The 26,317-nt window shown below is 53.7% G+C and carries 20 protein-coding genes and 1 pseudogene; 18 read left to right on the top strand and 3 right to left on the bottom strand.

The features are described 5' to 3' along the window. Positions 1-541 precede the first annotated feature (541 nt). From RIN67_RS11195 to RIN67_RS11150, 10 genes are all read left to right on the top strand, one after another. Entirely contained in the window at positions 542-4,171 is a 3,630-nt protein-coding gene (locus tag RIN67_RS11195) for a MucBP domain-containing protein (RefSeq protein WP_265000218.1), read from the top strand. Between the two features lie 152 nt (positions 4,172-4,323). Beyond that, positions 4,324-4,728, top strand: coding sequence for an iron-sulfur cluster biosynthesis family protein (locus RIN67_RS11190; protein WP_024747527.1), 405 nt, complete (start codon positions 4,324-4,326; stop codon positions 4,726-4,728). Between the two features lie 152 nt (positions 4,729-4,880). Continuing rightward, positions 4,881-6,260 carry a collagen binding domain-containing protein gene (locus tag RIN67_RS11185; protein ID WP_265000219.1) on the top strand — a complete coding sequence of 460 codons (1,380 nt, stop codon included), beginning with the start codon at positions 4,881-4,883 and terminating at the stop codon, positions 6,258-6,260. 213 nt (positions 6,261-6,473) lie between these two features. Beyond that, entirely contained in the window at positions 6,474-8,012 is a 1,539-nt protein-coding gene (locus RIN67_RS11180) for a multicopper oxidase family protein (RefSeq protein ID WP_265000220.1), read from the top strand. Between the two features lie 138 nt (positions 8,013-8,150). Then, positions 8,151-8,834: a Fic family protein gene (locus tag RIN67_RS11175; RefSeq protein ID WP_107740122.1), complete on the top strand. Its 684-nt coding sequence runs from the start codon at positions 8,151-8,153 to the stop codon at positions 8,832-8,834. A 624-nt stretch (positions 8,835-9,458) separates the two neighbouring features. Continuing rightward, the gene (locus RIN67_RS11170; RefSeq protein ID WP_313825862.1) at positions 9,459-10,280 is read left to right on the top strand and encodes an Ig-like domain-containing protein; all 822 of its coding nucleotides are present in this window, start codon (positions 9,459-9,461) and stop codon (positions 10,278-10,280) included. Between the two features lie 99 nt (positions 10,281-10,379). Next, positions 10,380-11,327, top strand: coding sequence for an aldo/keto reductase (locus RIN67_RS11165; protein WP_265000222.1), 948 nt, complete (start codon positions 10,380-10,382; stop codon positions 11,325-11,327). Positions 11,328-11,473: 146 nt separating this feature from the next. Continuing rightward, positions 11,474-11,662 carry a helix-turn-helix transcriptional regulator gene (locus tag RIN67_RS11160; protein ID WP_024747533.1) on the top strand — a complete coding sequence of 63 codons (189 nt, stop codon included), beginning with the start codon at positions 11,474-11,476 and terminating at the stop codon, positions 11,660-11,662. A 37-nt stretch (positions 11,663-11,699) separates the two neighbouring features. After that, complete coding sequence (locus RIN67_RS11155; RefSeq protein WP_265000223.1) at positions 11,700-12,248, top strand: DUF3278 domain-containing protein; 549 nt, start codon at positions 11,700-11,702, stop codon at positions 12,246-12,248. 44 nt (positions 12,249-12,292) lie between these two features. After that, a complete protein-coding gene (locus tag RIN67_RS11150) occupies positions 12,293-12,793 on the top strand; it encodes a DUF3278 domain-containing protein (RefSeq protein ID WP_265000224.1) in 501 nt (166 codons plus the stop codon). Positions 12,794-12,863: 70 nt separating this feature from the next. On the opposite strand, the gene RIN67_RS11145 is transcribed toward RIN67_RS11150, so the two are convergent. After that, the gene (locus RIN67_RS11145; RefSeq protein ID WP_107740130.1) at positions 12,864-13,895 is read right to left on the bottom strand and encodes a YeiH family protein; all 1,032 of its coding nucleotides are present in this window, start codon (positions 13,893-13,895) and stop codon (positions 12,864-12,866) included. A gap of 115 nt (positions 13,896-14,010) precedes the next feature. On the opposite strand from RIN67_RS11145, the gene RIN67_RS11140 reads away from it, so the two are divergent. From RIN67_RS11140 to RIN67_RS11120, 5 genes and pseudogenes are all read left to right on the top strand, one after another. Next, positions 14,011-14,904 carry a LysR family transcriptional regulator gene (locus RIN67_RS11140; RefSeq protein ID WP_313825863.1) on the top strand — a complete coding sequence of 298 codons (894 nt, stop codon included), beginning with the start codon at positions 14,011-14,013 and terminating at the stop codon, positions 14,902-14,904. An 80-nt stretch (positions 14,905-14,984) separates the two neighbouring features. Further along, entirely contained in the window at positions 14,985-16,172 is a 1,188-nt protein-coding gene (locus tag RIN67_RS11135) for an MFS transporter (protein ID WP_265000227.1), read from the top strand. Between the two features lie 722 nt (positions 16,173-16,894). Then, positions 16,895-17,146, top strand: a pseudogene (locus tag RIN67_RS11130) (AraC family ligand binding domain-containing protein); the annotation flags it as partial. 84 nt (positions 17,147-17,230) lie between these two features. Then, positions 17,231-17,629 (top strand): helix-turn-helix domain-containing protein, encoded by a 399-nt coding sequence (locus tag RIN67_RS11125; RefSeq protein ID WP_265000234.1) that lies wholly within the window; start codon positions 17,231-17,233, stop codon positions 17,627-17,629. Positions 17,630-17,830: 201 nt separating this feature from the next. After that, the gene (locus RIN67_RS11120) at positions 17,831-19,465 is read left to right on the top strand and encodes an ABC-F family ATP-binding cassette domain-containing protein (protein WP_265000228.1); all 1,635 of its coding nucleotides are present in this window, start codon (positions 17,831-17,833) and stop codon (positions 19,463-19,465) included. A 1,360-nt stretch (positions 19,466-20,825) separates the two neighbouring features. Here RIN67_RS11120 and RIN67_RS11115 read toward each other — a convergent pair. Further along, a complete protein-coding gene (locus RIN67_RS11115) occupies positions 20,826-21,764 on the bottom strand; it encodes a nucleoside hydrolase (protein WP_107740140.1) in 939 nt (312 codons plus the stop codon). Between the two features lie 167 nt (positions 21,765-21,931). On the opposite strand from RIN67_RS11115, the gene RIN67_RS11110 reads away from it, so the two are divergent. Further along, positions 21,932-22,153, top strand: a complete 222-nt coding sequence (locus RIN67_RS11110; protein WP_265000229.1) for a hypothetical protein — start codon at positions 21,932-21,934, stop codon at positions 22,151-22,153. Positions 22,154-22,329: 176 nt separating this feature from the next. Here RIN67_RS11110 and RIN67_RS11105 read toward each other — a convergent pair whose 3' ends face one another. Beyond that, on the bottom strand, positions 22,330-24,051 hold the full coding sequence (locus RIN67_RS11105) for an aryl-sulfate sulfotransferase (protein ID WP_265000230.1): 1,722 nt from the start codon (positions 24,049-24,051) through the stop codon (positions 22,330-22,332). Between the two features lie 224 nt (positions 24,052-24,275). On the opposite strand from RIN67_RS11105, the gene RIN67_RS11100 reads away from it, so the two are divergent. Then, the gene (locus RIN67_RS11100) at positions 24,276-24,992 is read left to right on the top strand and encodes a DUF975 family protein (protein WP_024747547.1); all 717 of its coding nucleotides are present in this window, start codon (positions 24,276-24,278) and stop codon (positions 24,990-24,992) included. A 387-nt stretch (positions 24,993-25,379) separates the two neighbouring features. Continuing rightward, entirely contained in the window at positions 25,380-26,255 is an 876-nt protein-coding gene (locus RIN67_RS11095; protein WP_265000231.1) for a DMT family transporter, read from the top strand. Positions 26,256-26,317: the final 62 nt, after the last annotated feature.

The following is a 26,317-nucleotide window of genomic DNA, read 5'->3' as shown; positions in this document are numbered from 1 at the left end:
CCGCCCTCACGGCTGCTACCTACGTTTGATTTTCTGTTACGGCGTTCTGGAATGGGAGTGACTCGTGTAAGATTTTTGGGGAACCCTATTTTTAGGGTGACGGCATCATTTTTTAGAATAGGTTTGTTAAAAGTTGTCCATAATTGAAAAATAAGCTAAAGGAACCCCCAAGGTTGGCCGTTAAGTTTAATCTTGGGGGTTCCTTTGTGTTCCGGGTTTTGATTTTGGTGACAAGCGTGGTTCTTAAAACTAGCCCGCAGGTGACGGGCTTATCGGTGGTCGATTTAGAAAAATAGCCGCGAGGGTCAGTTTGGTTAGGTTACAGAACTTAGTAACAGATTTAAAAAGGTGAAACTTTAAGTAAAACCCCAAATTATCAAGGGTTATGGTCGCTAATTGTTTTATAAAACGCATACTATAAACCATCGTTTTTGTTGAATTGCCCAGAATTATACGTTATAGTTAAGCCATGATAACGATTTCACAAAATACTTTATTTTGACCCTTAACTAGGTGCTTAAAAATGAGGAGTATGGTAACGATGACACGACTAAAACAACCTAACATGGTTCATCAAACTTTAGGGAAGACCTGGACGGCAACGGGCATCGTTGCCGGGACCCTCTTATTAGGGAGCTTAGGTACGGTAACAGCACGTGCAGACCAGACATCAGAGGCTGCCGAAAGTTCGGCAGCGACCACGCAAACGACGCCCAAAGCCACAACCGAATCATCCATGGTGACGTTAAAAGCGGGCGACGCCGCTACAGAAGATGAGTCGAGTCAGCCAGCGGACGAATCGTCGCAAGCCGGGAAATCATCCGAATCGTCAACGAACCAGCCGGCAACCACGGGTCAGGAAGATGATGTGGCGCCAGCTAAGACAGAATCGACGACCACGGTTCCTCAATCGAACGACGAGACGACGCCCGCTCCCAAGGAAAATCAGCCGGCTACCGGTGATACAGACCAGCCGGCCGGTAACCTCACTGACCAGTCGAATGCGACCGTGACGCCAACGGCTCTAAAGGCCAAGCAAGCTTTGGCGGACACCGTACCCACCAGTATTGATCAGTGGATGCCGGACAAGAATCTACAACAGTTAGTCCTCAAAACTTTAAATACGAAAAATAAATTAGGGTTAACTTCGGTTTCGGAAATTACGCCGGATATGATGAAACAACTAACTAGTTTGGTTGCGGACAGTAATTTGCAGGAAACGGATGAAGCTTACTATAACGTGGTAACGGGAATTAAGTCGTTGCAAGGTCTCGAATATGCCCCAGACTTGACCAACCTCTCCATTACCCCTAACTATAAGGCCAGTGAAATCTGGAAAAAAGATGATATGTACCGGGGCGCCTTAACGGATATTTCCGCTTTAGCGAATAGTAAGAAATTAAGCTTTTTGACCATCAGTAAGAACCAAGTCTCGGATATTTCCGCCTTGAAGGATGTGGCCCAAGCGGTTAATGACACGGGAAGCTTCGCCATCTGGCAATTGGGATTTAACCAAATTTTTGATGTCCGACCGTTAATGGTAAAGAATAAGAGCGATATGTTTATGGTTAGCGCAGGAAATCAGGAGATGATCTTACCAGAAGTGACGTTGAATCCGGATACCAAGTCGTATGTGACGCAGTCGCCATTCTATTCGGGAATATTTATCAACGACGTCCTTACCACATATAATAAGGATATTACAGCCGTTACAATAGGTCAGCACTCAACTGGGATTCCTTCAGAGGGATTTCGGATGATTTCTTGGGACGTTTCTGCCGGACCTACGACTGGCCAGCTAATTTACGCGATGTCGCAGGATAATGGGATTCATAGTGATGAACCGGTAGAGCCTTTTAACTGGACTGCTCAAGTTACGATTCCCTACAAGTTGGTCGCAGGTATAGGGGCAGAAGCCGTGAACTTCAGGCTAATCGATGGGGTGACCCTGGCGCCGGATGTAACCATCAGTGGCACTACGGGCACGGACTTCGACGCCCTTAAGATGAGTAACGTCCAACAGACTATCGCGGAGTTAGCTAAGAAGGGATTCACGCTGGTTCGGGCTAGCACGCTAAGTTCGCCATCGGATGCGGCCAGTGTAGCGGGGACTCAGGGGACCTTTGGAACGGACGCCGGTCGGGTGTTCTTGGAATTCGGCTTTAAGCAAGTCATCCATTTGGTCGATCAAGCAGGAAACGCCCTGCAACCCGCAGCGGATCAAATCGGTGGTCGGGGGGATACCTGGACCTACCAAGTTCCCACGATTGACGGTTACACTTACGACCGGACTCAGGGAGCGACCGCAACCGGCGATGCCCAGACCGGCTACACGTTAACGGGTACCCTGGCTCAAGAGAACGCGGACATCTACGTTTACTTCAAGGCCGCGACCATCCAACAAGTGGTCAACTTTATTGGCGACGATGGTACGGTTCTCCACCCAGCCGGCACCGTTAGTGGAGCCGTGGGGAGTACGCAGACCTTACAGCTGCCGACCATCGCGGATTACGTGGTGGACCATAGTGATGCGGGAACCGTGACAAACGGACAGCTTGAGGTGACCCTGACGGACGCGAACACGCCCATCAACGTGTACTTCAAACAGGCGGTCTACCAGCACCTGGTACACTTCATTGACGCTGACGGAAACGAATTAGCGCCAGCTCAAACGGTGGCGGGGACCAAGGATAGCCAGCAGACGCTGACTTTACCGACCATTGATGATTACGTGGCCGATTCGGAGAAGACCACCGCAGGCACACTAGCGGACGGGCAACTGACGCTGACCATTACCAACGATGAGTCACCGATTAACGTGTACTTTAAACAGGCGGTCTACCAGCACCTGGTGCACTTCATCGACGCTGACGGAAACGAATTAGCGCCAGCCCAAACGGTAGCGGGGACCAAGGACAGCCAGCAGACGCTGACCTTGCCAACCATTGATGATTACGTGGCCGATTCGGAGAAGACCACCGCCGGCACGTTAGCGGACGGGCAACTGACCCTGACCATTACCAACGATGAGTCGCCGATCAACGTGTACTTCAAACAGGCAGTCTACCAGCACCTGGTGCACTTCATTGACGCTGACGGAAACGAGTTGGCGCCAGCCCAAACGGTAACAGGGACCAAAGATAGTCAACAAGTCCTGGACTTACCAACCATTGATGATTACCAGGTCGATCCGGAGAAGACCACTGCGGGCACACTGACGGACGGACAACTGACCCTGACCATCGCCAATGATGAGTCACCGATTAACGTGTACTTCACCCCCGTCATCTATCAGCAGTTGATTCATTTCGTTGATCCGGATGGCCAGACCTTGGCGCCGGATGTGACGGTGAATGGGACCACGGGAACGTTACGGAACGTTGACCTTCCCACGTTAGCGGGCTTTGAACTCGACCACGCGACCAGCGGAACCGTTACCGGCCAGCAGTTGATTGTGAAGCTGGCAAAGGGCACGGCCCCCATCAACGTCTACTTTAAAGTGGTCAACGGGCAAGTCATCGTGCACTACCAGGACTTGCAGGGCAACGACTTAGCCGCCCCCGTCACACTGACGGGACAGGTCACCACGGACTACACCAGTGAACCACTGGCGACGGTACCGGGGGATTACCAGTTGGTCAGCACGCCGTTCAACGCGCAAGGCACCTACACCAAGGAAGACCAGAACGTGGTTTACCTGTACCGGAAGATTCAGACCGGTGGCGGCGACCACGGGAATCCGGATCAGCCGGACCAGCCCGAGACACCGGACGTTCCCGAAACGCCAGAGGTGCCAGAGCAACCGGGTGTCCCAGAACAACCCGGAACACCGGAGCAACCCGCGCAAGAAGCGGGGGATGGCGCGCAGTTAGCTGAAGCACCAACCTTAACTAACCAGGTCGCGCCTGAGGAGGTCGCGACGTTGGTTCGCCAGGGTGGCGATGCCGCAACGATTGATTCGTCAGCCATGCAGGCGACCGCTGAGCGGCCAGCACAACCACTGGCTAATAAGGGGACTGTGACGGCGAGTCAGCCTGCCCAGGCAACGACCGCCACGCAGTTACCGCAGACCAACGACCAGCAACAGTCTTGGTTACAGGTCATCGGGGCCACCCTGTTAGGCAGCTTAACGGCGGTGACGGGATGGGTCTTCAGCCGGCAACGGCATTGATGATAGGATTAGCGTAAGGGAGGGACAGAGCTTGTCCGTCCCTTTTTTGGTGGTCTTGGTGAGTCGTCTGACTTTACAGGGACGTTTAAAGGGTGTATAAATAATTGCGTACAATTGAGTTGTGGCAGAATAGAAGAGAAGGAGTCGATACCATGCAATTAACGATTAAAGAAGCGGCTAAGGCTTACCTGGACGCCAACATCGATGCAGATAGTGTGTTATTACTGACGACTGATGATGGCTCGAATAAGTATTCGACCATTGGTGGTAGTTGTGCCATTGGGGATAAATTCCAGTTCGTCGCTTTGACGGCTAAGGATCCCGCTTACGAGATTCCCGTCGACAACAACGCGGGTTATCAACTCTGGACCAGTAAGACGGATGCCCTGTACCTGAGCAATGGCCTGACCCTCGACCGGGTGCACAACCAACTCGCCTTACGGGACGACAGTGGGATCATCGACAGCGCCGTGGGTTTGGTGACCTACACCGCTGAAGAGAAGTCCAAGCTGGACTTGAAGAAAGAAATGCAGACGTTAGGCACCCGTATCTGCTAAGCGGAGCCAACCTAAAGTAAACGATGACGAGCTACCCGTGAATTTGCGGGTGGCTTTTTTGTTTTTTTAGGGAATGCGGGACAAAGAAGGTGGTCAGGTTAGGCAATGGCGCGTATACTCGAGAGTGAAAGTTGTTGAAGGAGGGGACCTTTTTGAGTAAAAAATATAAAGTAGTCCAATGGCTTCTGCTATTGGTCGCAACGGTTGTGGTTGTTTTTTGGGGACAAGCGCAGCTGACCGCACAAGCAGCAACCATTGATGGTAGTCAGTACCTAACCACGGCGAAGGTTACCAACGGACCGGATTTCAAGGTATCCGATACGGTAAACATCCAGTACCACTTGGAGTTTGGTGATCTCGCTTTACATAACCAGGACGTGATCAGCGTCCCGCTGCCAGATAACTTAAAGTCATCACGAGACGACACGTTTAACGTGACGGCGCCGGATGGAACCGTTATCGGCGTCGGTAAAGTCACTAAGGGTGGCGATAAGGTCGAAGTGACCCTAAACGAAAAGGTCGAGGGGTTAAAGGATAAGGAAATGACCTTGAACCTGGCGACCAAGTACAACGGGACGGCTACCGGGGAACAACCCGTGAACTTCCCGAATGACCACCACGATGTGATTAACATTGTGCCGGACCTGGCCAACATCTCTAAGAAAGGGACCATCCAAGAAGACACCAACCAAGTAAAGTGGACGGTCCTGGTCAACCGGCAACCGATCGAGATGAAGAATCTCACGGTCAAGGATAAGATTGGGGACAACCAGACCATGATCCCGGGTCTCACGATCACCGAAGCCCACTGGCGCGATGATGTGGTCGGCGGAACCTACGTACGGGAGACCACCCCCTTAGTTGAGGGTCAGGACTACACGGTCACCTACACCAGTGACGGGTTCACCGTGAAGTTCAACGATACGGTCACCGAGATGTACGCGATCGACTACTACACCAGCATCGATGATCCGTCCGTGGTCCAAGATGGTTACGTCTTCCGGAACAAGGCAGACTTGACCTGGGGGGCCGGTACGAACGGTGGGACTAACAAAGAAAGTGCCAACGGCAAGGTGTCAACCAGCAGTAAGAACACCGGCTCCGGTAACGGTAATGCCGGCGGGACCGACGTTGATGAGAACGGCGGTAACGAAGGCGGCGACAACGGGAGTGTCGAACCAGGCGATAACGTAGACGTTGATGGTGACGGCAAGCCCGATACCGGGACCACCGACATTGACGGTGGAAACGAAACCGCGCAAGAAGAAAAGGACCGTGAAGCCGAGGAACAGGAAACGGCCAACAAGGAAGCTGCGTCCAAGCAACCAACGGCAACCACCAAGCCAAGTTCTAAGCCAGCCAATACGCAAAAGGCTGCGAACGCCCACGTGGTCGGCGTCTCCCAAGCTCATCGGCGGGCCGCTCAGGGGAAGCTTCCCCAGACCAGCGATGCCAAGACGCAGACCGCCGTTTACGGTTTGGTTCTGTTAACCGGGACGCTCATCGCCGGCATCTTGCGGCGGCAGCTCTAAACGTTAGCGGGTGATGGTCACCGCTTGACCAGGTGGAAGAACCCGTTAGTGTTTGGTCGGAAACTAAATTTCAGTCAATTTATGAGTAAAATACGAGAAGTCGTTGCCTTTAGGTGACGGCTTTTTGCGTCGGGTCAGTCGATAAGTGAGAATTTGCGGTATCATGAAAGGGTAACCAGAAGCATTTAATCCGAAGAAGGGGAGTCTTTTTAGATGACAAAACCAACTTACACTGATTATTTCTTTGACGAACCAGCCTATAACACGCACGATGGCGGGTACGTTCCGCTGGAGGAACCCCAGACGCCGCAACAGGCCCTGCGGATTCCACCGCTCTTGAAGCCGGATAAGGAGACCGCAACGGATACCTATTACACGGTCGAAGCTCAGGCGGGCGAGACGCAGCTCTTGCCGGGGGCCAAGACCAAGACCTGGGGCTACAACACCACGCTGTTGGGGCAGACGCTGGTCTTTGAGAAGGGCAAGCACATGCACATTGCCTTGAAGAATAGCTTGCCAGAGTTGACCACGTTCCACTGGCACGGCTTAAACGTCCCGGGACCTTACACTGATGGCGGGTGCCACGCCCCCGTCTATCCGGGCGAGACCCAGCACATCGACTTCACGGTCGACCAACCGGCCGCAACGCTGTGGCTGCACGCGCACCCGTGTCCATCGACGGCTGAACAGGTCTGGCACGGTCTAGCGGGGATGGTCCTAGTCACCGACCAGACGGAAGCCAAGTTACCGTTCCCCCGGAATTACGGGGTCGATGACATTCCGTTGGTCTTACAAGACCGGCGCTTCCATGAGAATAATCAGTGGGATTACGATGCCGACTATGATCCGGATGGCGTGCAAGGTCCGACACCCATGATCAACGGGACCATCAACCCGTACTTTGACGTGACCACCCAACGGATTCGCTTGCGGATCCTCGATGGTGCGAACCGGCGGGAATGGCGGCTGCACTTTAGCCACGATTTGCCGTTTACCCAAGTGGCTTCGGATGGGGGCGTGATGCCGGAACCCGTCCAGTTCACGCACCTGATGCTGACCTGTGCCGAACGGGCCGAGATCATCGTGGACTTTGGTAGCGTCAAACCCGGTGAGACCGTGACGCTGTACAGTGACGACGTGCCAATCGTTCGCTTCCGCATTCACGATTACCAACGGGAAGACGTGAAGTTACCAGACCACCTGGTCGATATTCCCGACCCCGATGTGACGCCGAATACGCCAATCCGTAAAGTCGTGATGTCCGGGATGGACGAACAGGTCATGATCGATGGCAAGAAGTTCGCCATGCAACGGATCGATGCCAAGCAACAGGTGGGTAACGTGGAACTCTGGGATGTGACCAACACCAATGAAATGGATGGCGGGATGGTCCACCCGTATCACATGCACGGGACCCAATTCCTGGTAGTCTCCCGTAACGGCCATGCTCCGTACCCTAACGAACACGGTTTCAAGGATACCGTCGGGGTCAACCCAGGGGAAACGGTCCGCTTGAAGGTCTGGTTCGATAAGCCGGGCGTCTTCATGTACCACTGCCACATCATTGAACACGAAGACGGTGGGATGATGGCGCAGATTCAAGCGTACACACCAGAAGAACCGAATAAGACCTATAAATTAATGGATATGGATACCTTGATGAAGGCCGTTGCGAAAGAACGGGGCATCGACGTGAAGGACCTCCATCTCGCGGGAATGAGTTCCTACGAGAAGATGGGGATGCAGATGTGATTTAGCCTATTGAGGTCATAAGCCGCTGCGGTGACTCACCCGGAACTGGGGGGATTACCGCGGCGGCTTTTTGGTTGGTCGGTCGGTCAAAAAAGGGTATCATCGAACTAAGGATTCTAGGTAAAGGGGATGGACAGGATGGAACAACGGGGACAGTACCCCCAGAGTCGTTACCACCTGAGTCGATTGGCGGAGCAACAGGTCTTGATTCGCAATCAGGTGCCGTTGATTGCGATGTTGGCCCATTTAGAGGGGGATTCGACCGACTTTGCGCAGTTAAATCGGCTTGTGACGGGCCGGTTGGTCAACGCTACGCTAACGGAACGGTCGGCCCAGCGGCTGATGAACCTCCGAACGGCGGTCGCGTTCATGACCAGCTCCCCCCAGGGTTTTGACCTCCTAACGTTTGGCCACATCAATGATTTGGTCACGGAAGGGATTGGGCTTAACGGGGGTGAGCTCCGCGTGGGACCCGTGATGGTGGGGGATCAGGACTTCGGCATCCCGGTTCCGCAGGCGGCAGCCGTCCAACACGACTTGGTGACGTTGCGGTTGAAACACCCGGACTACACGGACCGGGCGTTACAAGCACTGGCCTACATCTTGGCGCATCAGTTGTACCGGGATGGCAACAGCGCCACGGCATTCTTGGTGGCCAACCACGTCTTGATGAGTCGGGGCGCCGGCGTGCTCCTATTGTTGCCGGACCAGTTCGCCGAGTACCAGTGGTCAGTCGCCAACTTTTACCGCAAGCACGATACGGAAGGCTTCTGCAAGTGGTTGTACCACAACGCCCTATACGGCCCGGAAGACTTAGCTTAACTTCAAAAGCGTCATCAGCAGTGATCATCACGGACCCTAGTCCCCGATGACCACTGTTTTTGTGAATCCGCCTTACCGGGCGACTAACTATCCGCGAGTCCAGGCGGTCTCAACAGCCGATTGGCAGGGCCGTGACGCCAGTGGGCACGACTTTGAGCTTCGCTAAACCCGCGAATCTCAAAGCTCGGCCTTAGCCTAAGCCGAGAAGACCTCTCGGCTAACGCTAATGTCACCGGCTGGGCCCTATCGGCTGTTGGGACCTTGACTGTGGTGGCCATTTTTAAATAATGTAAGGTCCAATTCAACGGCTAGTGTGAGCCGAGAGGGCGACCAGACAGGGCTCAGCCGTGAAATTATTCTTAGTTGGCGTTCCTCAGCCAGCTTAGAATAAGGCCCAGCTTCGAGACCGCACTTTGGCTCGAAGTGGTGCCCACGGCGTTCCAGCCCTGTCTGGTCGCCCGGTAAGGCGGACATTTAACATCCTCAGACCCCAACCAGGGATTAAGTGAATGATGGGGTGGCGTGGTTCAGTCACTGGGTACGATTGGTTAGCTGATTGATTGTCCACAATCTAAAAGGGTGCTAAACTGCTAACACATCTTAAAATTTAGGGGAGTTTAACTTATGACAGTACAGAGTAGGGTGTTAACGGCCGTAGCCGTTGTGGTTGGGGTCACCGGGTTCACGGTCGGCCAAGCGGACGCTAAGCGCCAACAGGTCGCCAAGGTCCGCCAGCTCAAGGTCGTGGCGCAGACCGTTCAGGGGACGACCACTAAGGGGGCCAAAGTGACCCTTTACCGTTCCGGGCAACGTGCGGTGGGGCACGGCAAGGCCAACGCCCGAGGTCACTTTCGGATAAAATTACGTCGCGCTTTGAAGACGGGAACCTTCCAGTTAAAAGTCACCAAGAAGGGGTACCAAGCGCGGGTCGCCAATCTACGCTACCGGGCGCCTAAGCCGGTAAAGCCGGCGAAACCTAACAGACCGGCACCCGTCAAACCAGTAGTCCCGGCTCCGGTCGCACCGGAACCAGCGCCAACTACGCCACCGGTGATGCCTGCTCCGGCGCAACCCGCCACGCCACCAGTCACAACGGAGCGTGGGTTACGGAAACAGATTGTAGATCTTACGACAGATCTTACTGAAACGGAAAATAGTCTCCAGCGAGCGACCCAGAACCGGACCTTTTTAACGGCGGAACTGGCGGATGCCCAAGAAGACCTTCAACGGGCCCGTACCACGGTGGCCACGGCGACTCCGGGAAGCGAGGCCTATGTGAACGCACAGAGTAGCCTGGAATGGTTAGTGCCGGCCGTGCAAGAACGCCAGGAAAAGGTCACCCAGAACCAGCGGCGGTTGGTTCAGTTACAGCATTACCGAACCGCACTACGCCAGAGCCTCGCCCAACTCAACCAGCGCCTCACGGAGTGGTTGCTCAACCACTAAGCAAGAGAACTTAACTGAGCGGGATCAAGACTGGAAACTTTCCCAAAACAACCTCATGGGGTAAACTAGGTAGGTAGGAATGAGGAAGGAAGTTTGTCAATGGCTACTCAACCAAAATTACCCGCTATCGCTTTGGGTACCTGGTCTTGGGGTATCGGCGATGCCGGCGGCGACCAAATCTTTGGCCACCATTTAGATGAAAGCGACCTCCGTCCGGTCGTGGACGCTGCCATGCAAGGCGGCTTAACGTTGTGGGATACCGCGTATGCCTATGGTGCCGGCGACTCGGAACGTATCCTGGGCGACCTCTTGAACGACTACGCGCGGGAGACGTACACCTTGTCGACCAAGTTCACGCCCCAGCTGGCGACCGATGATCAAGCGGTCACCGAGATGCTAGCGGGTAGCTTGAAGCGCTTAAAGACCGACTACATCGACATCTATTGGATCCATAACTCGGATGACGTGGCGCGGTGGACGCCGAAGCTGATTCCACTCTTGCAGAGCGGCCAGATTCGTCAGGTCGGCGTCTCGAACCACAACCTATCCCAGATCAAGCAAGCGAACCAGATTCTGGGGACGGCCGGCTTTAAGGTCTCGGCGGTCCAGAACCACTTTAGCCTGCTGGACCGGGCGTCCGAACAGGAGGGAATTCTGGACTATTGTCGAGAAAATGGTATCACGTTCTTTGCCTACATGGTCCTGGAACAGGGAGCGCTGACGGGCAAGTATGATATGGTCCACCCGTTGCCGGCGGATAGCTCGCGGGGCAACGTCTACAATCCCATGTTGCCGGAACTGACCAAGTTGATCCAGCGGATGCAAGCGATTGGGACCACGCAGGATGCCACCGTCGCTGAAGTTGCAACGGCCTGGGCGTTGGCTAAGGGGACGTTACCGATTTTAGGCGTTACCAAGCCGAGCTACGTCGAGAGTGCCAAGCGCGCACTAGCGGTTAAGCTATCTGCAAACGAAATCAGAGACCTGGAAGCCTTGGCGGATGCCACGCACCTGGATACCCATGGCGGTTGGGAGCATTCGATTTAAAATTGAACGATTGATGAAATGACCGGCGTTATCGACCAGATAGCGCCGGTTTTTATGGAAAGACATGTCATATATAGTTGACATATTTTCGTTAGGGTGTATCCTTAATGTGTCAACTATAGATGACAACAAATGGAGGAACGGTCGTGAATCGAGTCAAAGAGTATCGATTGAAACAAGGTCTTTCCCAGCTTAAATTGGCAACGGCCGTAGGTGTGGCGCGACAAACGATTAACTTGATTGAAAATGATAAGTACAATCCGTCACTCAAGTTATGCATCGGTTTAGCCCACGCTCTGGGAACGGATTTGAACACGCTGTTTTGGCTGGAGTAATGCAGGCTAACTGGAAAATACGGGAAGGCGATGGCACATGACGAAGTGGAAACGGTTCTGGGTGACGCGGGTTTATCGAATTAACGGCGTCCTTGATGAATACCGGCAAGCTCAATTGAATCGACTAGGTAACCAAGCATTTACGGGTTTAGCCATATACTTATTGCTGATCAGTGGTGGTGCCGTGATTGGGTTACTGGCGAACGGAACACCACGGTGGGTGGCCTTAGGTCTACTGGGTGGTGACGTGTTGGGCGTGCTACTAACGAACACTTGGCTGAAAACGCAGGTCACAAAGCTGCAACTGAATCAATTAGACGTGACGCCGACAAACGTCCACGGGTATCTACGGCTGGTTCGCCAGCGGAGTCTGGAAGAGGGCATCAGCTTTGCGGTGTTCTTCTGGGGGGTGCAGGTTGCCCTGGATTGGCCCCAGACTTGGCAACAGATTTTTTGGAGTGGAGCGGCAGTGAAGCTGTTGGTTCTCAGCTTAGTAGAAGGCTTTATTCTATGGTATGTCGTCTACTTTCAACGCCGAGCGGCTGTAGAAGATGCCTTGGCACGGACTCAACGAGAACCGGAGTAGTCAGTAATTTTGAGGCGGGAAAACTTATGGGGGAGCGACAACGAATGAAGAATCGTATACATAGATGGTTATGGCGGCTGATCTTTGATGTCAACGCTGATCAAATGGACGAATATGCTGACGCGCAGGTGCACCGTTTGGGGACGCAGGTGTTGGTCGGGGGCCTGGTGTACTTCTGGGGGAGCCAGGTCCTCACGATGGTCCTGTTCCTCTACCTGCCGGCGGAACCGCTGTTGGTAAGTCTGGTCGTCTGTAATCTGGTCGCGTTGATCATTGGTCAGCTGGTGATCACGCATCGGGTCCGTCAGCTGCACCTCAACGACTTAGAGATTGCCCCGAGTGAGTACCCGCAAGTGCTCCGGCAACTCCGGTGGCGCGGTGTCCGGTATGGTAGCGGCTTAGGACTATTGGTGTTGGCCATCAACTGCGGACTGAACGGACTAGAACTGATTGGGTACTGGGTAGGATTCAGCCTGGTCCTCGCATTTCTGAGCGGGTATGACCATTATACTACGTTGAAAGGGCGGATTCGCCAGGTCGTGTGAGGCATCCCAGAGCACCAAAAAGCCGTCATCCAGTGTTGGACGACGGCTTTTTGAATTGACGCGGTTAAGGTTAGAAGAACAGCTTGCTGGCCAGCGCCACACCACTCATCAGAATGACGGAAGCGATGGAAGCGGCTAAGAACGGCTTACCACCACGGTGGGCGATGACCCGGAAGTTAACACTCATCCCCAGGGCGGCCATGGCCATCCCCAAGAAGATGTAAGCTAGCTTGACCAGCGCTGCCAGGGCGGCATCACCCAAGGGGATGAAGGTCCCAATCAGGCTGGTCAGGATAAAGCCGGCCATGAACCAAGGAATCGGCAGCTTGGCGTTGGCGTCCGTGTTGGCCGTTGGCGTGGACTTTTGGTACCACAGGCCGATAATCACGGCAGCGGGAGCCAGCAACAGGACCCGGGAGAGCTTAGTGATGATGGCCGTGTCCAGACTCACGGGACCGCCGGCACTCCCGGCAGCCACCGCGTGGGCGATTTCGTGTAGGGACCCACCAGTCAGGACCCCGAATTGAACGGCAGTCAGGTGAAGTAACGGCTTCAAGCCGATTTCAATCAACGTGAAGACCGTCCCTAAGATGGCCACGATGGCCACCGCCAGCACTTCGTTTTCCCGTTGTTGTTCGGCCTTTTCAGCGGGGACTTTGATTTGGGGAGAGACGCCCATCACGGCGGCGGCCCCACAGATACTAGTCCCGGTGGCCGTTAAGATGGCCAGGTCCTTGTCGACGCCCATTTTGCGGCTCAGGTTGTAGGTCAATAAGACCATCCCAGTCACGATGACGGCGGCTAAGCTGATGGTCTTGACCCCGGCGCTGGCCAGTTGGATCAGGTTCAGCTTGAACCCTAAGAGGATGATACCTAACCGGAGGAACTTGTTGGAAATGAAGCCGATGCCGGCCCGGTTCGGTGCGACGATCTGGGGCCGCACTTGGCACGCCATCCCCAATAAGAGGGCGATGACTAAGGCACCGACTAAGTTCAGGTAAGGCAGTTGCGCCAATTCGCTTCCGGCGACGGCGCAGATCAAGGTAATCACGGCAGCGCCCCAGAATGGTCGGGAAGCTAAGGTGGTCCGAATTTCTAGCATAATGGCAATTTCTCCTTCTCAAATGAATAGCCTTAGGTTACCAGAGTGGTATCATAAAAGAAAATTGTTATCTGTGATGTTTACATAAATTCTACTTATGATGGAGGCGTGTTTCATGTTTGATCAGCGGTATCAGACCTTTCTGGTGTTGGTGGCGACCAAGTCGTACACCCGCACCGCCGAGCAATTGTTTATCACCCAGCCCGCCGTCTCGCAACAGATCCATAGTTTGGAGGCCGAGATCGGCGTGCCCTTAGTGGCTTACCGGCGGCCCTACCTCACGATTACCGCGGTGGGCCGACAACTGGCGGACTTCATCCAACGCACCCAGGCCCAATCGACTCGGTTGTTAGACGACCTACGCCGACCCCACCAACCACGCCAAATTAGCTTTAGTACCACCTTATCATTGAGTGAGTTTCTGGCCCCTCAGCTGGTCCGCGTCCTCCAGCAACGGGCGGATTACCAGACCATCAACTGCCGGATCACCAACACCCAGGCGGCGTTGAAGGCTCTGCAGTCGGGGAAGAGTGACTTTGCGTTGATTGAGGGAAATTTCGATAAACACGCCTACGATTACCAGGTGATTCGGCGCGAACCCTTCGTGGGAATCGTGGCCGCCCACCACCCCTTGGCCCAACGAGACCAGGTGACTTGGGCGGACCTGACCCGCTACCCCTTGATTATCCGGGAACAGGGGTCGGGGAGCCGGGACATCCTGTTACACCTGGCCCAGGCCGCAAACGTCACGCTAGCGGACTTCTCCCAGACCGTGACGGTCAATCACCCGGCAGCGATTCGCCAGTTGGTCTTAGCCAATGTGGGCATCAGCTTCGTCTACCGGTCGGTGGTGGCGCAGGAGCTGGCCGCCGGTACCATCCGGGAGCTACCCCTTACGGCGGGTCGCGTGGAACACGATTTAGACCTGGTTTACCTGCGTGAGAGCTTCTTTGCGGCCGATTATCAGGCCTTGGCCCAGCAGCTCCACCAGCAAGCGGGAAATCAGTGAGCCTAATATTAGACAATTAATATCCACCCCGTTAGAATAGGAGTATTGTCGCTAAATTTTCCGAAAAGGGGTGGTGCCACGTGACGAAAAAAACGAAACGGGCCATTTTTATCTTAATCTTCAGTGAATTCCTGGTGTGTCTGGGAATCAGTCTGGTCATTCCGGTGATGCCGTTCATCAAGAACGACCTGCATCTGACCGCAACGGATATGGGGGTCATGAACGCGTTATTCGCCTTCGCCCAGTTCGTGGCGTCGCCCATCATTGGGCGGGTCTCCGACCGCATCGGCCGGAAGCCGGTCTTGACGGCGGGGCTGTTCTTATTCATGGCGTCGGAATTCCTATTCGCCTTGACCAACCAGTTAATGGTCTTTAACATTTCGCGGTTGATCGGCGGTCTTTCCGCCGCGATGGTGGTCCCGACCGCCATGGCCCTGGCCGCCGACATCACCACCCGTCAGCAGCGAGCGCGGGTGATTGGGTGGTTGTCCGCCGCCTTCAGTGGGGACCTGATCTTGGGACCCGGAATTGGGGGTATCCTCGCCGGCTTCAGCTATAAGACGCCGTTTTGGGTCGCCGGGACTTTGGGCTTGATCAGTGCCATCGTGCTGATCACGTTGCTGCCTAGTGACGCGGAACAGGATGAAGTCGCGGATGCACCGGTGGTTGATGAACCGACCAGTCACCCCATGACACGAGCCCTTTGGACGGTGCCCATCATCATCTTATTTACCATGATCCTGGTGTCGTCATTCGGCCTGCAAGGGTTTGAAAGTATCTATAGTATTTACGTCAACGAAGTCTTCAACTTTAGCCTGAGCAACATTGCGTTGGTGCTGACCTTAAACGGGTTGATTTCGCTGTTCCTCCAGGTCGCCCTGTTTGACGGGATGGTCCGGCGGTTCGGGGAACGGGCCGTAATTCGGACGTGCTTTTTCCTAGCCGCCATCTGTACGATTTGGATCACCCAAGCCCACACCAAGGTGGAAGTCATCATCGCCACGTTGGTGATTTTCTCCGCGTTTGACCTCTTACGGCCCGCCATTACCACCTTGCTGACCAAGGCCAGCGAGGCCAATCAGGGGCTGATCAACGGGTTGAACATGTCCCTGACCAGTGTCGGGAACATTGTGGGACCCATCATGTCGGGGATGTTACTGGATATGAATCCCCATTACCCGTACTTAGTCGTGGCCGGTTTCTTAATCGTATCGTTCGTAATGGCCTTCCTGTTACGCCAGCCTCAGGCGACGCAACCAGCAGAATAGAGAGAAAAAACGACCAACCGTTTCTGGCTGGTCGTTTTTGATTGCGCGCATAAGGGGGCAGGGGCGGAACCGCAGCAGACAAAAAAATCCATTAGCCATGCACTAATGGATTCCTAATTCCGATGACCAAGGTCATGCGATTTCCGCGTCAGTTCCTGTCGGCACTCCCCCAAGCGACGATGATAACGGAACTGAGTAGGTTTGTTAGAAAGAATCAAGCGAAGTGTCATTCCCCCAAATGACACCGGTTGTTGGTTGGTTAAGGGTACGGATAGTTTCCCGTACTTGGGCGACGTGATCAGCACTCCCCAGTAGTGATCAGTCACTCAGGATAGGTGTTAGGCAAGTTACCATCACGGGATTGAGTTCGTGATGCGTACTGCCTTAACCTCTATCTGTGACCCATTGTAACGGATCTGTAACATTTATATAATCCCATAATTTAATCATCTGATTACTAAAATTAACTACCTGATGACTAAAGGCGTTATACTATTGACGACTACCAAGATTTCGGTAGGTGGATTGGACGATGGTTATTCCCGGGACACGCACGAGTGCTTCGGGGGTAGCTGGTAAAATTGGGGGTAACCAGGATGCCACGACCTTATCATGAACGGCTAAACTTCGGCAAGGACTTGCCATTGCAGATCATCTCACACGGAACGGGGGGACCCAAAGCGGCGTTGCCCCACTGGCACTAAGCGGTCGAACTCTGCTACGTCTACCGGGGCACACCGGGGACGGCCCACATCGGCAGCTCGACCTTTCAGCTACAGGCCCACCACCTGTACGTGATTAATTCGGAAGTCGTGCACAGCTTTGAGTCTGTTTTGGATGAAGATAACCAGGTCATCACGCTCTTGTTGCCGGGCGGCTGGTTGCGGACCACGGTGGACGCCGAGCAGCTTCCGGTCTGGGGCCCCATCGATCTAAATCTCGACACGCCGCCGTACCGGTTCTTGAACCAGGCCTTACAGGTCCTGGTCACGCACGCCATCAATCCGGCCGAAGATCGGGGCACCTACCTGATCACGCTGGGGGCAGAATACCAGTTGGTGGGAGAACTTCTCCAGCGGCTGACGGTCAAGGGTGAGCTGGATAACGACCAGTTGCCGTTACCTCAGCCGTTACGGAAGGCGGTCAATTTGATTCAAGAGCACTACGCCGAACCCGTTTCGATTGCGGCCCTGGCGGCGGAGTTAAATTACTCCAGTGTCTACTTTTCTCGCTATTTCAAGGCCTATCTGGGGGTTTCCCCTAAGGTCTACTTAGGGCAGATTCGCCTGGAGCGCTCGACAGCTTTACTGCTGAGCACCCAGGACTCGATCCAAGAGATTGCCCGGAAGACCGGCTTTCGGACGGAGAAGAACTTCTTCGTGACCTTTAAGCAACACTACCAGATGACCCCCAAGACTTACCGGGAGACTTACGCGGCCCGGCAATCTTGGGCCTAACCGGTTGCTTGTGAGTAGTTTTTATGGTAAACTAACGCAACATTGCCACAGCGAATTCATGACCAGCGCGGACGCGCAAACGTCCCGTTGGTTTTTTCTAGGAAAAATTGACTGGGGGCAAGCCTGATCGCGGTTCTTTAAATGTGGAAGCGTGGATCTTATCTAGAAATTATCGAAAAAAGTTCACGGAGGGATCGTTATATGCTAACCGTTTCGAATGTCAGTATGCAGTTTTCCGGTCGGAAGCTCTACAGTGATGTTAACTTAAAATTTACGCCCGGTAACTGTTACGGGGTGATTGGCGCGAACGGCGCGGGAAAATCCACGCTGCTCAAGATCATTGAAGGGCGGCTGCAACCCACTACCGGGAACGTCGCTCTGGGGCCTAACGAACGGCTTTCTAGCCTGAACCAAGATCACTTTGCTTTTGAAGACGAAGTGGTCTTAGACACGGTCATCCGGGGACACCAAAAATTGTACGATATTATGACCGAGAAGAACGCCATTTACCTCAAGCCCGACTTCAGTGATGAAGATGGCCTGCGGGCGGCGGAACTCGAAGGTGAGTTCGGCGAAATGGGCGGCTGGGAAGCCGAATCAGAAGCCAGTCAACTCTTGCAGGGGATGGGGATCGGCGAAGCGCTGCATTCCTTGAAGATGAGTGACTTGACGGAACCGCAAAAGGTGAAGGTCTTGCTGGCGCAAGCCCTGTTCGGTCACCCCGACGTCTTGATCTTGGACGAACCGACCAACGGGTTGGACGTTCAGACCATCAGCTGGTTGGAGAACTTCCTGGCGGATTACGAGAACACCGTGATCGTGGTCTCCCATGACCGGCACTTCTTGAACCAGGTCTGCACGCACATCTGTGACGTGGACTTCAACCAGATCACCCTGTTCGTGGGGAACTACGACTTCTGGTTAGAATCCAGTCAGTTAGCGGCGCAATTGAAGGCTAACGCCAACGCCAAGAAGGCCGACCAGATCAAGCAGTTACAAGATTTCGTGGCGCGGTTCAGTGCCAACGCCTCGAAGTCCAAGCAGGCCACTTCCCGGAAGAAGCAATTGGAAAAGATTACTTTAGACGACATCAAGCCGTCTTCACGGAAGTACCCCTACATCCACTTCACGCCAGAACGGGAATTAGGGAATGATTTGGTGCGGGTCGAACACCTGTCTAAGTCGATCGACGGCGTTCCCGTCTTCCAGGACCTGTCCTTTACCTTGCGGCCGGGCGAAAAGACGGCGTTTATTAGCCGCAACGACCTGACCACGACCGTGTTGATGCAGATCCTGGGGGGCAACTTAGAACCCGATGCCGGGACCGTGACTTGGGGCCAGACCACGAGTCGGACCTACCTGCCCAAGAACGTTAACGAGTTCTTCGACGGCAACGACCTGCAACTGGTCGACTGGTTACGCCAATACGCGACTAAGGAAGAAAGTGACAACACGTTCCTGCGCGGCTTCTTAGGGAAGATGCTCTTCTCCGGCGAAGACGTGACGTGGCAGGTCAGTGTGATGTCCGGGGGTGAAAAGGTCCGGGCGATGTTATCCAAGATGATGTTGAGTAAGGCCAACGTCCTGGTCTTGGACGACCCAACCAACCACTTGGACCTGGAATCCATTACGTCCTTGAACGACAGTCTAGTGGCCTTCACCGGCAGTATGCTGTTCACGTCCCACGACCACGAGTTCATTCAGACCATTGCCAACCGCATTATTGAGGTTGGACCGAACGGGCTAGTGGACCGGGCGGACACCACTTACGATGAGTTCCTGGCCCACGTTGAGGCCCAGGCCCAAGTGGCGGCGCTCTACGAAACAGCTAAATAGGTGATGATTAGAAAATAACGCCCCAAGACGGATTGTCTTGGGGCGTTATTTTGGTTTGGTTAAGGCTAATGGGAGCCATCTGATCATCATGACCAGGCCGTCAGGAAACGGAGCTATGGCTAGAATGAGAGGTGTCTAAGTGATGAATCACTTAGATTGTTATCTAATTCACAATTGATTGTAGCCCATTTCGACGAAATATACAACCGTTTTGCATTCAATTTACCATGTAAGTGGTCCATCTAATTAAAGTTTCATTGGCCACTTTTAATGAAAGACTAAATGGTTAGTTTTTCAAGGTGTCCCGGGAAGTCGATACGGACGGCCACAAAGGGAACGATTACTTGAAGATGTTGGTTGGACAGGCCTTGGCAAGCCGTCTGGCGGAGCACTTGTCAAAAGTAATGGGTTGCGGTCAGACAGCTTCGCTTAAAGTGATGAGGTGGTTCCCGGGGAGAAGAATTTGATGGGGGTCGGTCCTTAAACTGATTGTGTTAGGTGGAAACTGAAGCGGCTATGTTCTGAAAAGAAGCATGTAAAGTTTACGTTAAATCGTTACTTATTTCACAATAAAGTTAACTAAATTTAGGAGCGGAGGTTCCGGAGTACCTAGTTAGTGCAAATAGAAGGGGCTGGGATAAAACACCCCCTTCCTACGTTTATCCAAGGGGCAGACTGTGGTAATTCTCCCGCCTTACCGGTTGGTCCTGAAGAGGCTGGAACGTGGTGGGCACGACTTGAAGCCAAAGAGCGGTCTTCAAGCTCGGCCTTTGGGTAAGCCAGCTAAAAAACGCTGACTAACCCAAACGACACCACTGAGCCTCTTCAGGGCCAACCTCACGGCTAAATTGTGTGTACTAAAAATGATGCTTTCTGACATTTGGACAGCATGTGTGATTGCTAATCAGTCAAGTTTTATCGGACCTCGAATCAATGGTATACGTCATCATACACTTGATGTTGCAAACGGTTGACGGGTACATGACCACTGTGACCTTATCCTGTTTAGGATGAGGTTTTTAAATGATCATAGGCGTCACCAATATGCTTGGGGACCACGGTCTGTTGGCAAATCATGTTCCGCTATGGTTACATGACTGTAAGCCGAGAGGACGGCCAGACAAGGCTCAGCCGTGAAATTTTCCTTGGTGAGCGTTTCTTAGCTCGCCTAGGAAAAGGCCCAGCTTCGAGACCGCTTTGTGGCTCGAAGTGGTGCCCACGGCGTTCCAGCCTTGTCTGGCCGTCCGGTAAGGCGGGTGATTGCCACCGTCTGCCTCTTGGCTAATCGCTGCTTGTCCTACGCTCAAATTAAAGAGCCCCGGACGTGGGTCCGGAGCTCTGGGGATAGGGATGACGAGTTTTAATCGGCTAATTGGGCCAATTCATCGATGCGCCGGAAGAAACCGTCGTGATCGACCGTGGTGACTAACGTGATTGGCCGGCCATCGGCGACTTCGAAGGTCCGACCTTGGCCGGGTCCCGTAGTCAAGACGTCGGTGGTCACGGTCTTGGTGGTCACGATACTAGGCGTATCACTGGCGACCGTAGTCAGGACGTCCCACAGGAAGTAGGTCGAGTTGGTCTCGAAGTGTTCCAGCGGTGGAACTAACGCGTAGCCTTGACCAATGAAGTCGAGGGCGGGGTGTTGCCGTAAGGTCGCCCAGTGTTGCCGGACGGCTGGCGTTAAGGGCACTTGGTGGGTACTTTCCAGGCCGACCATCTGAATGGTCAGTGGGCTGTCCCAGACCGTCTTCACGGCTTGTGGGTCCCAGTAGGCGTTCCATTCCACGGTACCGTCTTGTTCGGGTTCAGCGACGTTGCCCCGGTTGTCGAGCGTACCGCCCATCCAGTAGAGCCGGTCGATCTTATCAGCGATGCTGGGGTCGGTCTCTAAGGCCCGAGCCAGGTCCGTTAACGGGCCCGTCATGACCAGGGTGGTCTTGCCGGCGGTTGCTTGGACTTTGTCGATCAAGTCCAGGTGAGCGGGCTTTGAAGCGATGGGGGTGTTGATTGTGCCGCTTTCGTTAAGAATTGGGAGAGCATCTAAGCTGAAAGCATCCATGCGCCATTCCTTAGGAAAGGGATGGACACCGCGAGAATTCGATGCGGCCACGTTCAGCGTGGCGCCGTGACCGAACCGGTCAATTACCTTGCGACTAGCCGAAACGGCGGGTTCAAGGTAGGCGTCCGCGCCAATCACGCCCACCCCGGTCAGGTGAACATCGGGCATTTGCAACAGGAGTAACAGGGAGACTAAGTCATCGACACTACCATCATGGTTAAAATAAACGTTGCGCATAGGAACTCTCCTTTTAAACACGAACATTAAACGCCATATTCGTTTTGATAGTTCTAATAATAACCAATTCCCGAGGAAAAGGCAAGGTAAGTGGCTTATTTTAGTTAGGGTTAAGCCCCGTCTGGTATTCTAGAGGCATCCTCAGGAACCAGAAAGGAATCGATACCATGGAACGACGACCGAATCAAGGCGCTAAGCGGTGGCTAGTTCTGCTAGTTGCCGGTATTCTGCTGTTCGTCGGTGGCGGCGGAACGGGGTACATGTTAGGCCAACAACAGGCTAAGACGACCCAGGCTAAGCAGATGAAGAAAGGACCGCAGGGGATGAACGGCAAGCGGCCAAGTGGCCAACCCAGTGATCTCCCCAGTCAAAGCAGTAGTAGTAAATAACGAACAATGGCCGACTAAGATAGTCGGCCATTTTATGATTTAGATGGTAATTGGTTAGGCGGAGCTCACTCGCCTACCGGGCATTCTAGCTAGTGCATTAGGTTTATAGATGAAAACAGCCCGTCAGGTTAGTCGCCTGACGGGCTGTTTAGTGGTGGAATTTGTGCATTGAAAGCTTAGTGGTTGATTTGTTTAAGCGTTAAGTTTCCGTTACCAGGATACAGGGACATCCGTTGGGCCCGGTAACTCCAATCGCCATGCGCGAAGTGGGTGCGGTCCACGTCGAAGACGATTTGCTTAGTCTTGCGGTTGACCTCGACGAACTCGCTGCGTTTGCCCCAATCGGCGTAACCAAAGCCAATCAGCGTGTTGCCCTTACCCACGGCGTAACTACTGCCGACGATGTTGGTGAAGTTCCGTTTGCCTAAACGCTGACCGAATTCCCAGGTCTTGGTTACGGTCTTCTTCAACTGATTGATCGTCACGATTTCTCCGGCGGACCACTGCTTAGATTGCGCCGTCTTGCCCCGGGTGACGGGAACGTTGTTATCGTAGAACTCGAGTTCGATCTTATCCCCTGGGTGTTGGGACTGGTGAATTAGTTGAACCGCGTGTTGGCCGCCGTTATAACGGAAGTGCTTATTCGTGGGTTGTAGCAGGTACTTTTGGTAGGACTTCGGTAGTTTCTCCGGTGCGGCCAAGATCCACTTGAGCTTGGTGGTCTTGTAGTTGATGGCGAAGATCATGTCCTGATTACGCCCGGAAACGATCAATTCGTCACGCTTCTGGTCGTAAACCATGGAGTTCTGGTGGAACCAGTCGATCTTCCCGTCTGGCCGGTGCGTCCCATCGTATTTGGTATAAGCCGACTTAGGCAAAATACGCTTGAGGTCGATGACCTTGACGATTTTACCAGTCTTGTAGTTTAGCTCAATCATGGTGTCTTCAACGAACTTCTTACTCCCGTCGTCCACGGTCAAGAGTAAGTTGTGGTTCGGCAACTCGATGGCGTCGTGGTGAATCACCGTGTTGGTGGACAGCTTATTGGGATCCTGACGAGTCGGGAAGAGCCCGTTCATGTTGTACTGACGGTAGACCCGGCCGTAAAAGTCGGTCTCGCGTAACGCATTGTACTTGTGTTCGCTATCGCTGATCTTGGTTAAAATCAACAGGTGGTGGTTCTGGAGCTCCTTGAACACGTGGGAGATCTTCTGGGTACTGTACCAGCGCACTTTGCCGCGAGCATCTAAGCCGTAGGTGTAGCCCTGACTGCTGACGGCGAAGGTCAACTTGGTGTGGCCCTGGCCTAAGGCCATCTGCTTCGGGTGACTGGTTTTTAAGGTGTTAGTCCCGATTCCCTTAGGCGCTTTGGTGGTGGTCATCCGGTACGTGTGCCGGGTGACCTGCCCGTCCTTAGTGGTGAAGCGCAGGGTGACCCGGTTGGCCCGGCCAGCGTAGAGGCCTAAGACCCCAACGCTGTGTTGCGTCCGGTAGCCGGGTAAGGTCTGCTTGATGGTGGTGGCAGGCCGGTTGCCGTGAACCACTAAGCGAACGCGGGTGGGTTGGGCCGTCTTGACCAGGATCAACCCGGATAACGGTGACGTCTTGTAAGGGTTCACCACCACTTTAGCTTGAGCTGGCCCCACCTTGACCTGTTGTAAGTCGTGTTGGTAGGTCTTGGTCAGCTGGTTAGTGGCCGTGGTGTTCTTGGTCGACAGCGCCGGCCGGATGTTGAGCTTGATTTGGTTGGTGGAGAGGATGTCCGGCTTGTCGTAGTGTTGGTGGACCAACAGGTACCGGCGAATCAGGTGGCGTTCGTGATAGGCGGTGGCGCCCCCCGCAATCAGTAGGACCACCAGCACGCCGGCGGTAATCCCCCAAAACTTTTTCTTTTTCATTAATGTGCACTCCCTTAGATAGTCTACACTAAAATCTTTTTAAGCACTCGTTGTAGTTTACCAATTTTTGGGGACGGGGACAACCGCTTCCATGGGGAAGCTCATCGGATTGGTGTTTTTCTCACATGATTAAGGGGCAAAATTAGGGTCCAGTTTCCCGGGAAAACACGGTATACTAGGGAGTATTGAGGACGCGGGTAGACCGCGAGAAAAGGGGACGACACATGACAGCGGCAGATCGCATTAATCTTAAGGCGGGGGCCAAGAAACAGGTTCTCGACCAGTTTAAATTTTATTTCTTACTTGCCATCTTATGGCTGGCCTTGAACTGGGTCAGCGAAATGATTTCGGATCGGAATGTTAGTGGCCTCCAACGCATCTTGGAGGGCACCGATAGTTTAGCAACTTCTGCGGGGGCAATGTCCTTTGCGGGACTGTTAGTTATTGTGAGCTTGATGTTGCGGGCCGGGGTGCAGTTGACCATGGTTGATCTAGACCGGGGAACGGCCCAATTCGACAACCCGATGCAACGCGGCTTCAAGCTCTTTGAGGACAGTCATTACTTCTGGGGCTGGGTCGGCATTAGCTTATTGGCTGGGATTTTTGTCTTTTTCTGGAGCTGGTTGCTCTTCATTCCCGGCATCATTAAGACCTATTCATACTCCCAAGCGTTCTACATCTACCGGGACGCTTATGACCAGGGCCATCCCATCACGGTGCTCGAAGCGATTACCCGTTCGCGGCACATGATGGACGGCAATAAAGGCTTCTTGTTCGTCATGGACCTGAGCTTCATTCTGTGGTTCATGTTGAGCGGCCTGTTCTTCGGCATTCCAGCCATCTTCGTGATGCCGTATTACGACCAGACCCGCGCCAAGTTCTACAACCAACTAGTGGTCCGCCAAGCCGCCCAAGCCGGCGCCAATTCATCACTGAACTAGGACTCAAAGTAAACGGTGGTGCTAGCCAGCGCCTTACCGGACGGCCAGACAGGGCTGGAACGCCGTGGGCACCACTTCGAGCCACAGAGCGGTCTCGAAGCTGGGCCTTTTCCTAGGCGAGCTGAAGAACGCTCACCAAGGAAAATTTCACGGCTGAGCCCTGTCTGGCCGTCCTCACGGCTTACATGGGTACTGCTGGCAACGCTAGCTGTGTCATTTATGCACAATGGTAAGGCCCCGGTGGCCGCTAGGGCCGGATGACTCGCAGTTTAGTAAAAAGAAAGCAAATTGAAACATTTACGTGGGACAAAGGACCGGGATTGGGGCCTTTGCCCCACGTTCGACCTAAGAGAGAAATTTTGATTGAGAAGGGATTGAAACAAGGGTATGCAACAACGTGAGCACTTATTGAAGGGGCACTTAGTCGCGCTTCTGACGATTTTTCTGTGGGGAATCACCTATATTTCCACCAAGATTCTGTTAACGGATTTTGCCCCGTTAGAGATTCTGTTGATTCGTTTCGTGATTGGACTAGTCGGATTGTTCCTGGTCTATCCGCGGTTCTTTAAATTTACGTCGTGGAAGGAGGAGGGCGCTCTAGCAGCAGCTGGTCTCCTGGGAATCTGCCTGTATTACTTGTTTGAAAATATCGCGTTGACCTTCACCTACGCGTCCAACATCGGGGTCATCGTCTCGACCTCGCCACTCTTTATCGCCCTGATTGCGGCGGCTTTGGGACGGCAACGACTGACGAAGCACTTTGTCTTGGGCTTCGTGGCGTCTATGGCGGGAATCTCGTTGATTTCGTTGAACGGCAGCGGGGTCCACATCAACGTCGCCGGGGACGTTTTGGCCCTATTGGCTGCGCTGATCTGGGCGCTGTATTCTTACGTGGTCAGCTACCTGAACACCCTGGGTCATAATCCGGTCCAGGTGACCCGGCGGACCTTCATCTACGGAATCATCTTCATCTTGCCGGTCTTCTTCGCGACCCACGGGCAGGTCAAGTTAGGTCTGATTCTGCAGTCGCAGAACCTGGTCAACTTCCTGTTCTTGGGACTGGGAGCCTCGGCACTGTGTTTCTTGAGTTGGGCCTACGCGGTCAAAAAGTTGGGGACGGTCAAGACCAGTATCTACATCTACCTGGTTCCCGTCGTCACGGTGGTCACGGCTTGGCTGATCTTGCATGAACCCATCACGCCACTGGTCATTTTGGGCATCCTGCTGACCATTGGGGGTCTGGTGGTCTCCGCACGACAATAATGGGTTACTAAAAGGGCTCCTGAGTGGTCACGATAACCAATCGTGACGCTTCAGGAGCCCTT

Origin of the sequence: Levilactobacillus namurensis (genome assembly GCF_032197885.1) — a bacterium.
Classification (GTDB): Bacteria; Bacillota; Bacilli; order Lactobacillales; family Lactobacillaceae; genus Levilactobacillus; species Levilactobacillus namurensis_A.
The sequence above is the reverse complement of the archived record's forward strand: the minus strand, read 5'-3'. Positions and strand labels throughout refer to the sequence as shown.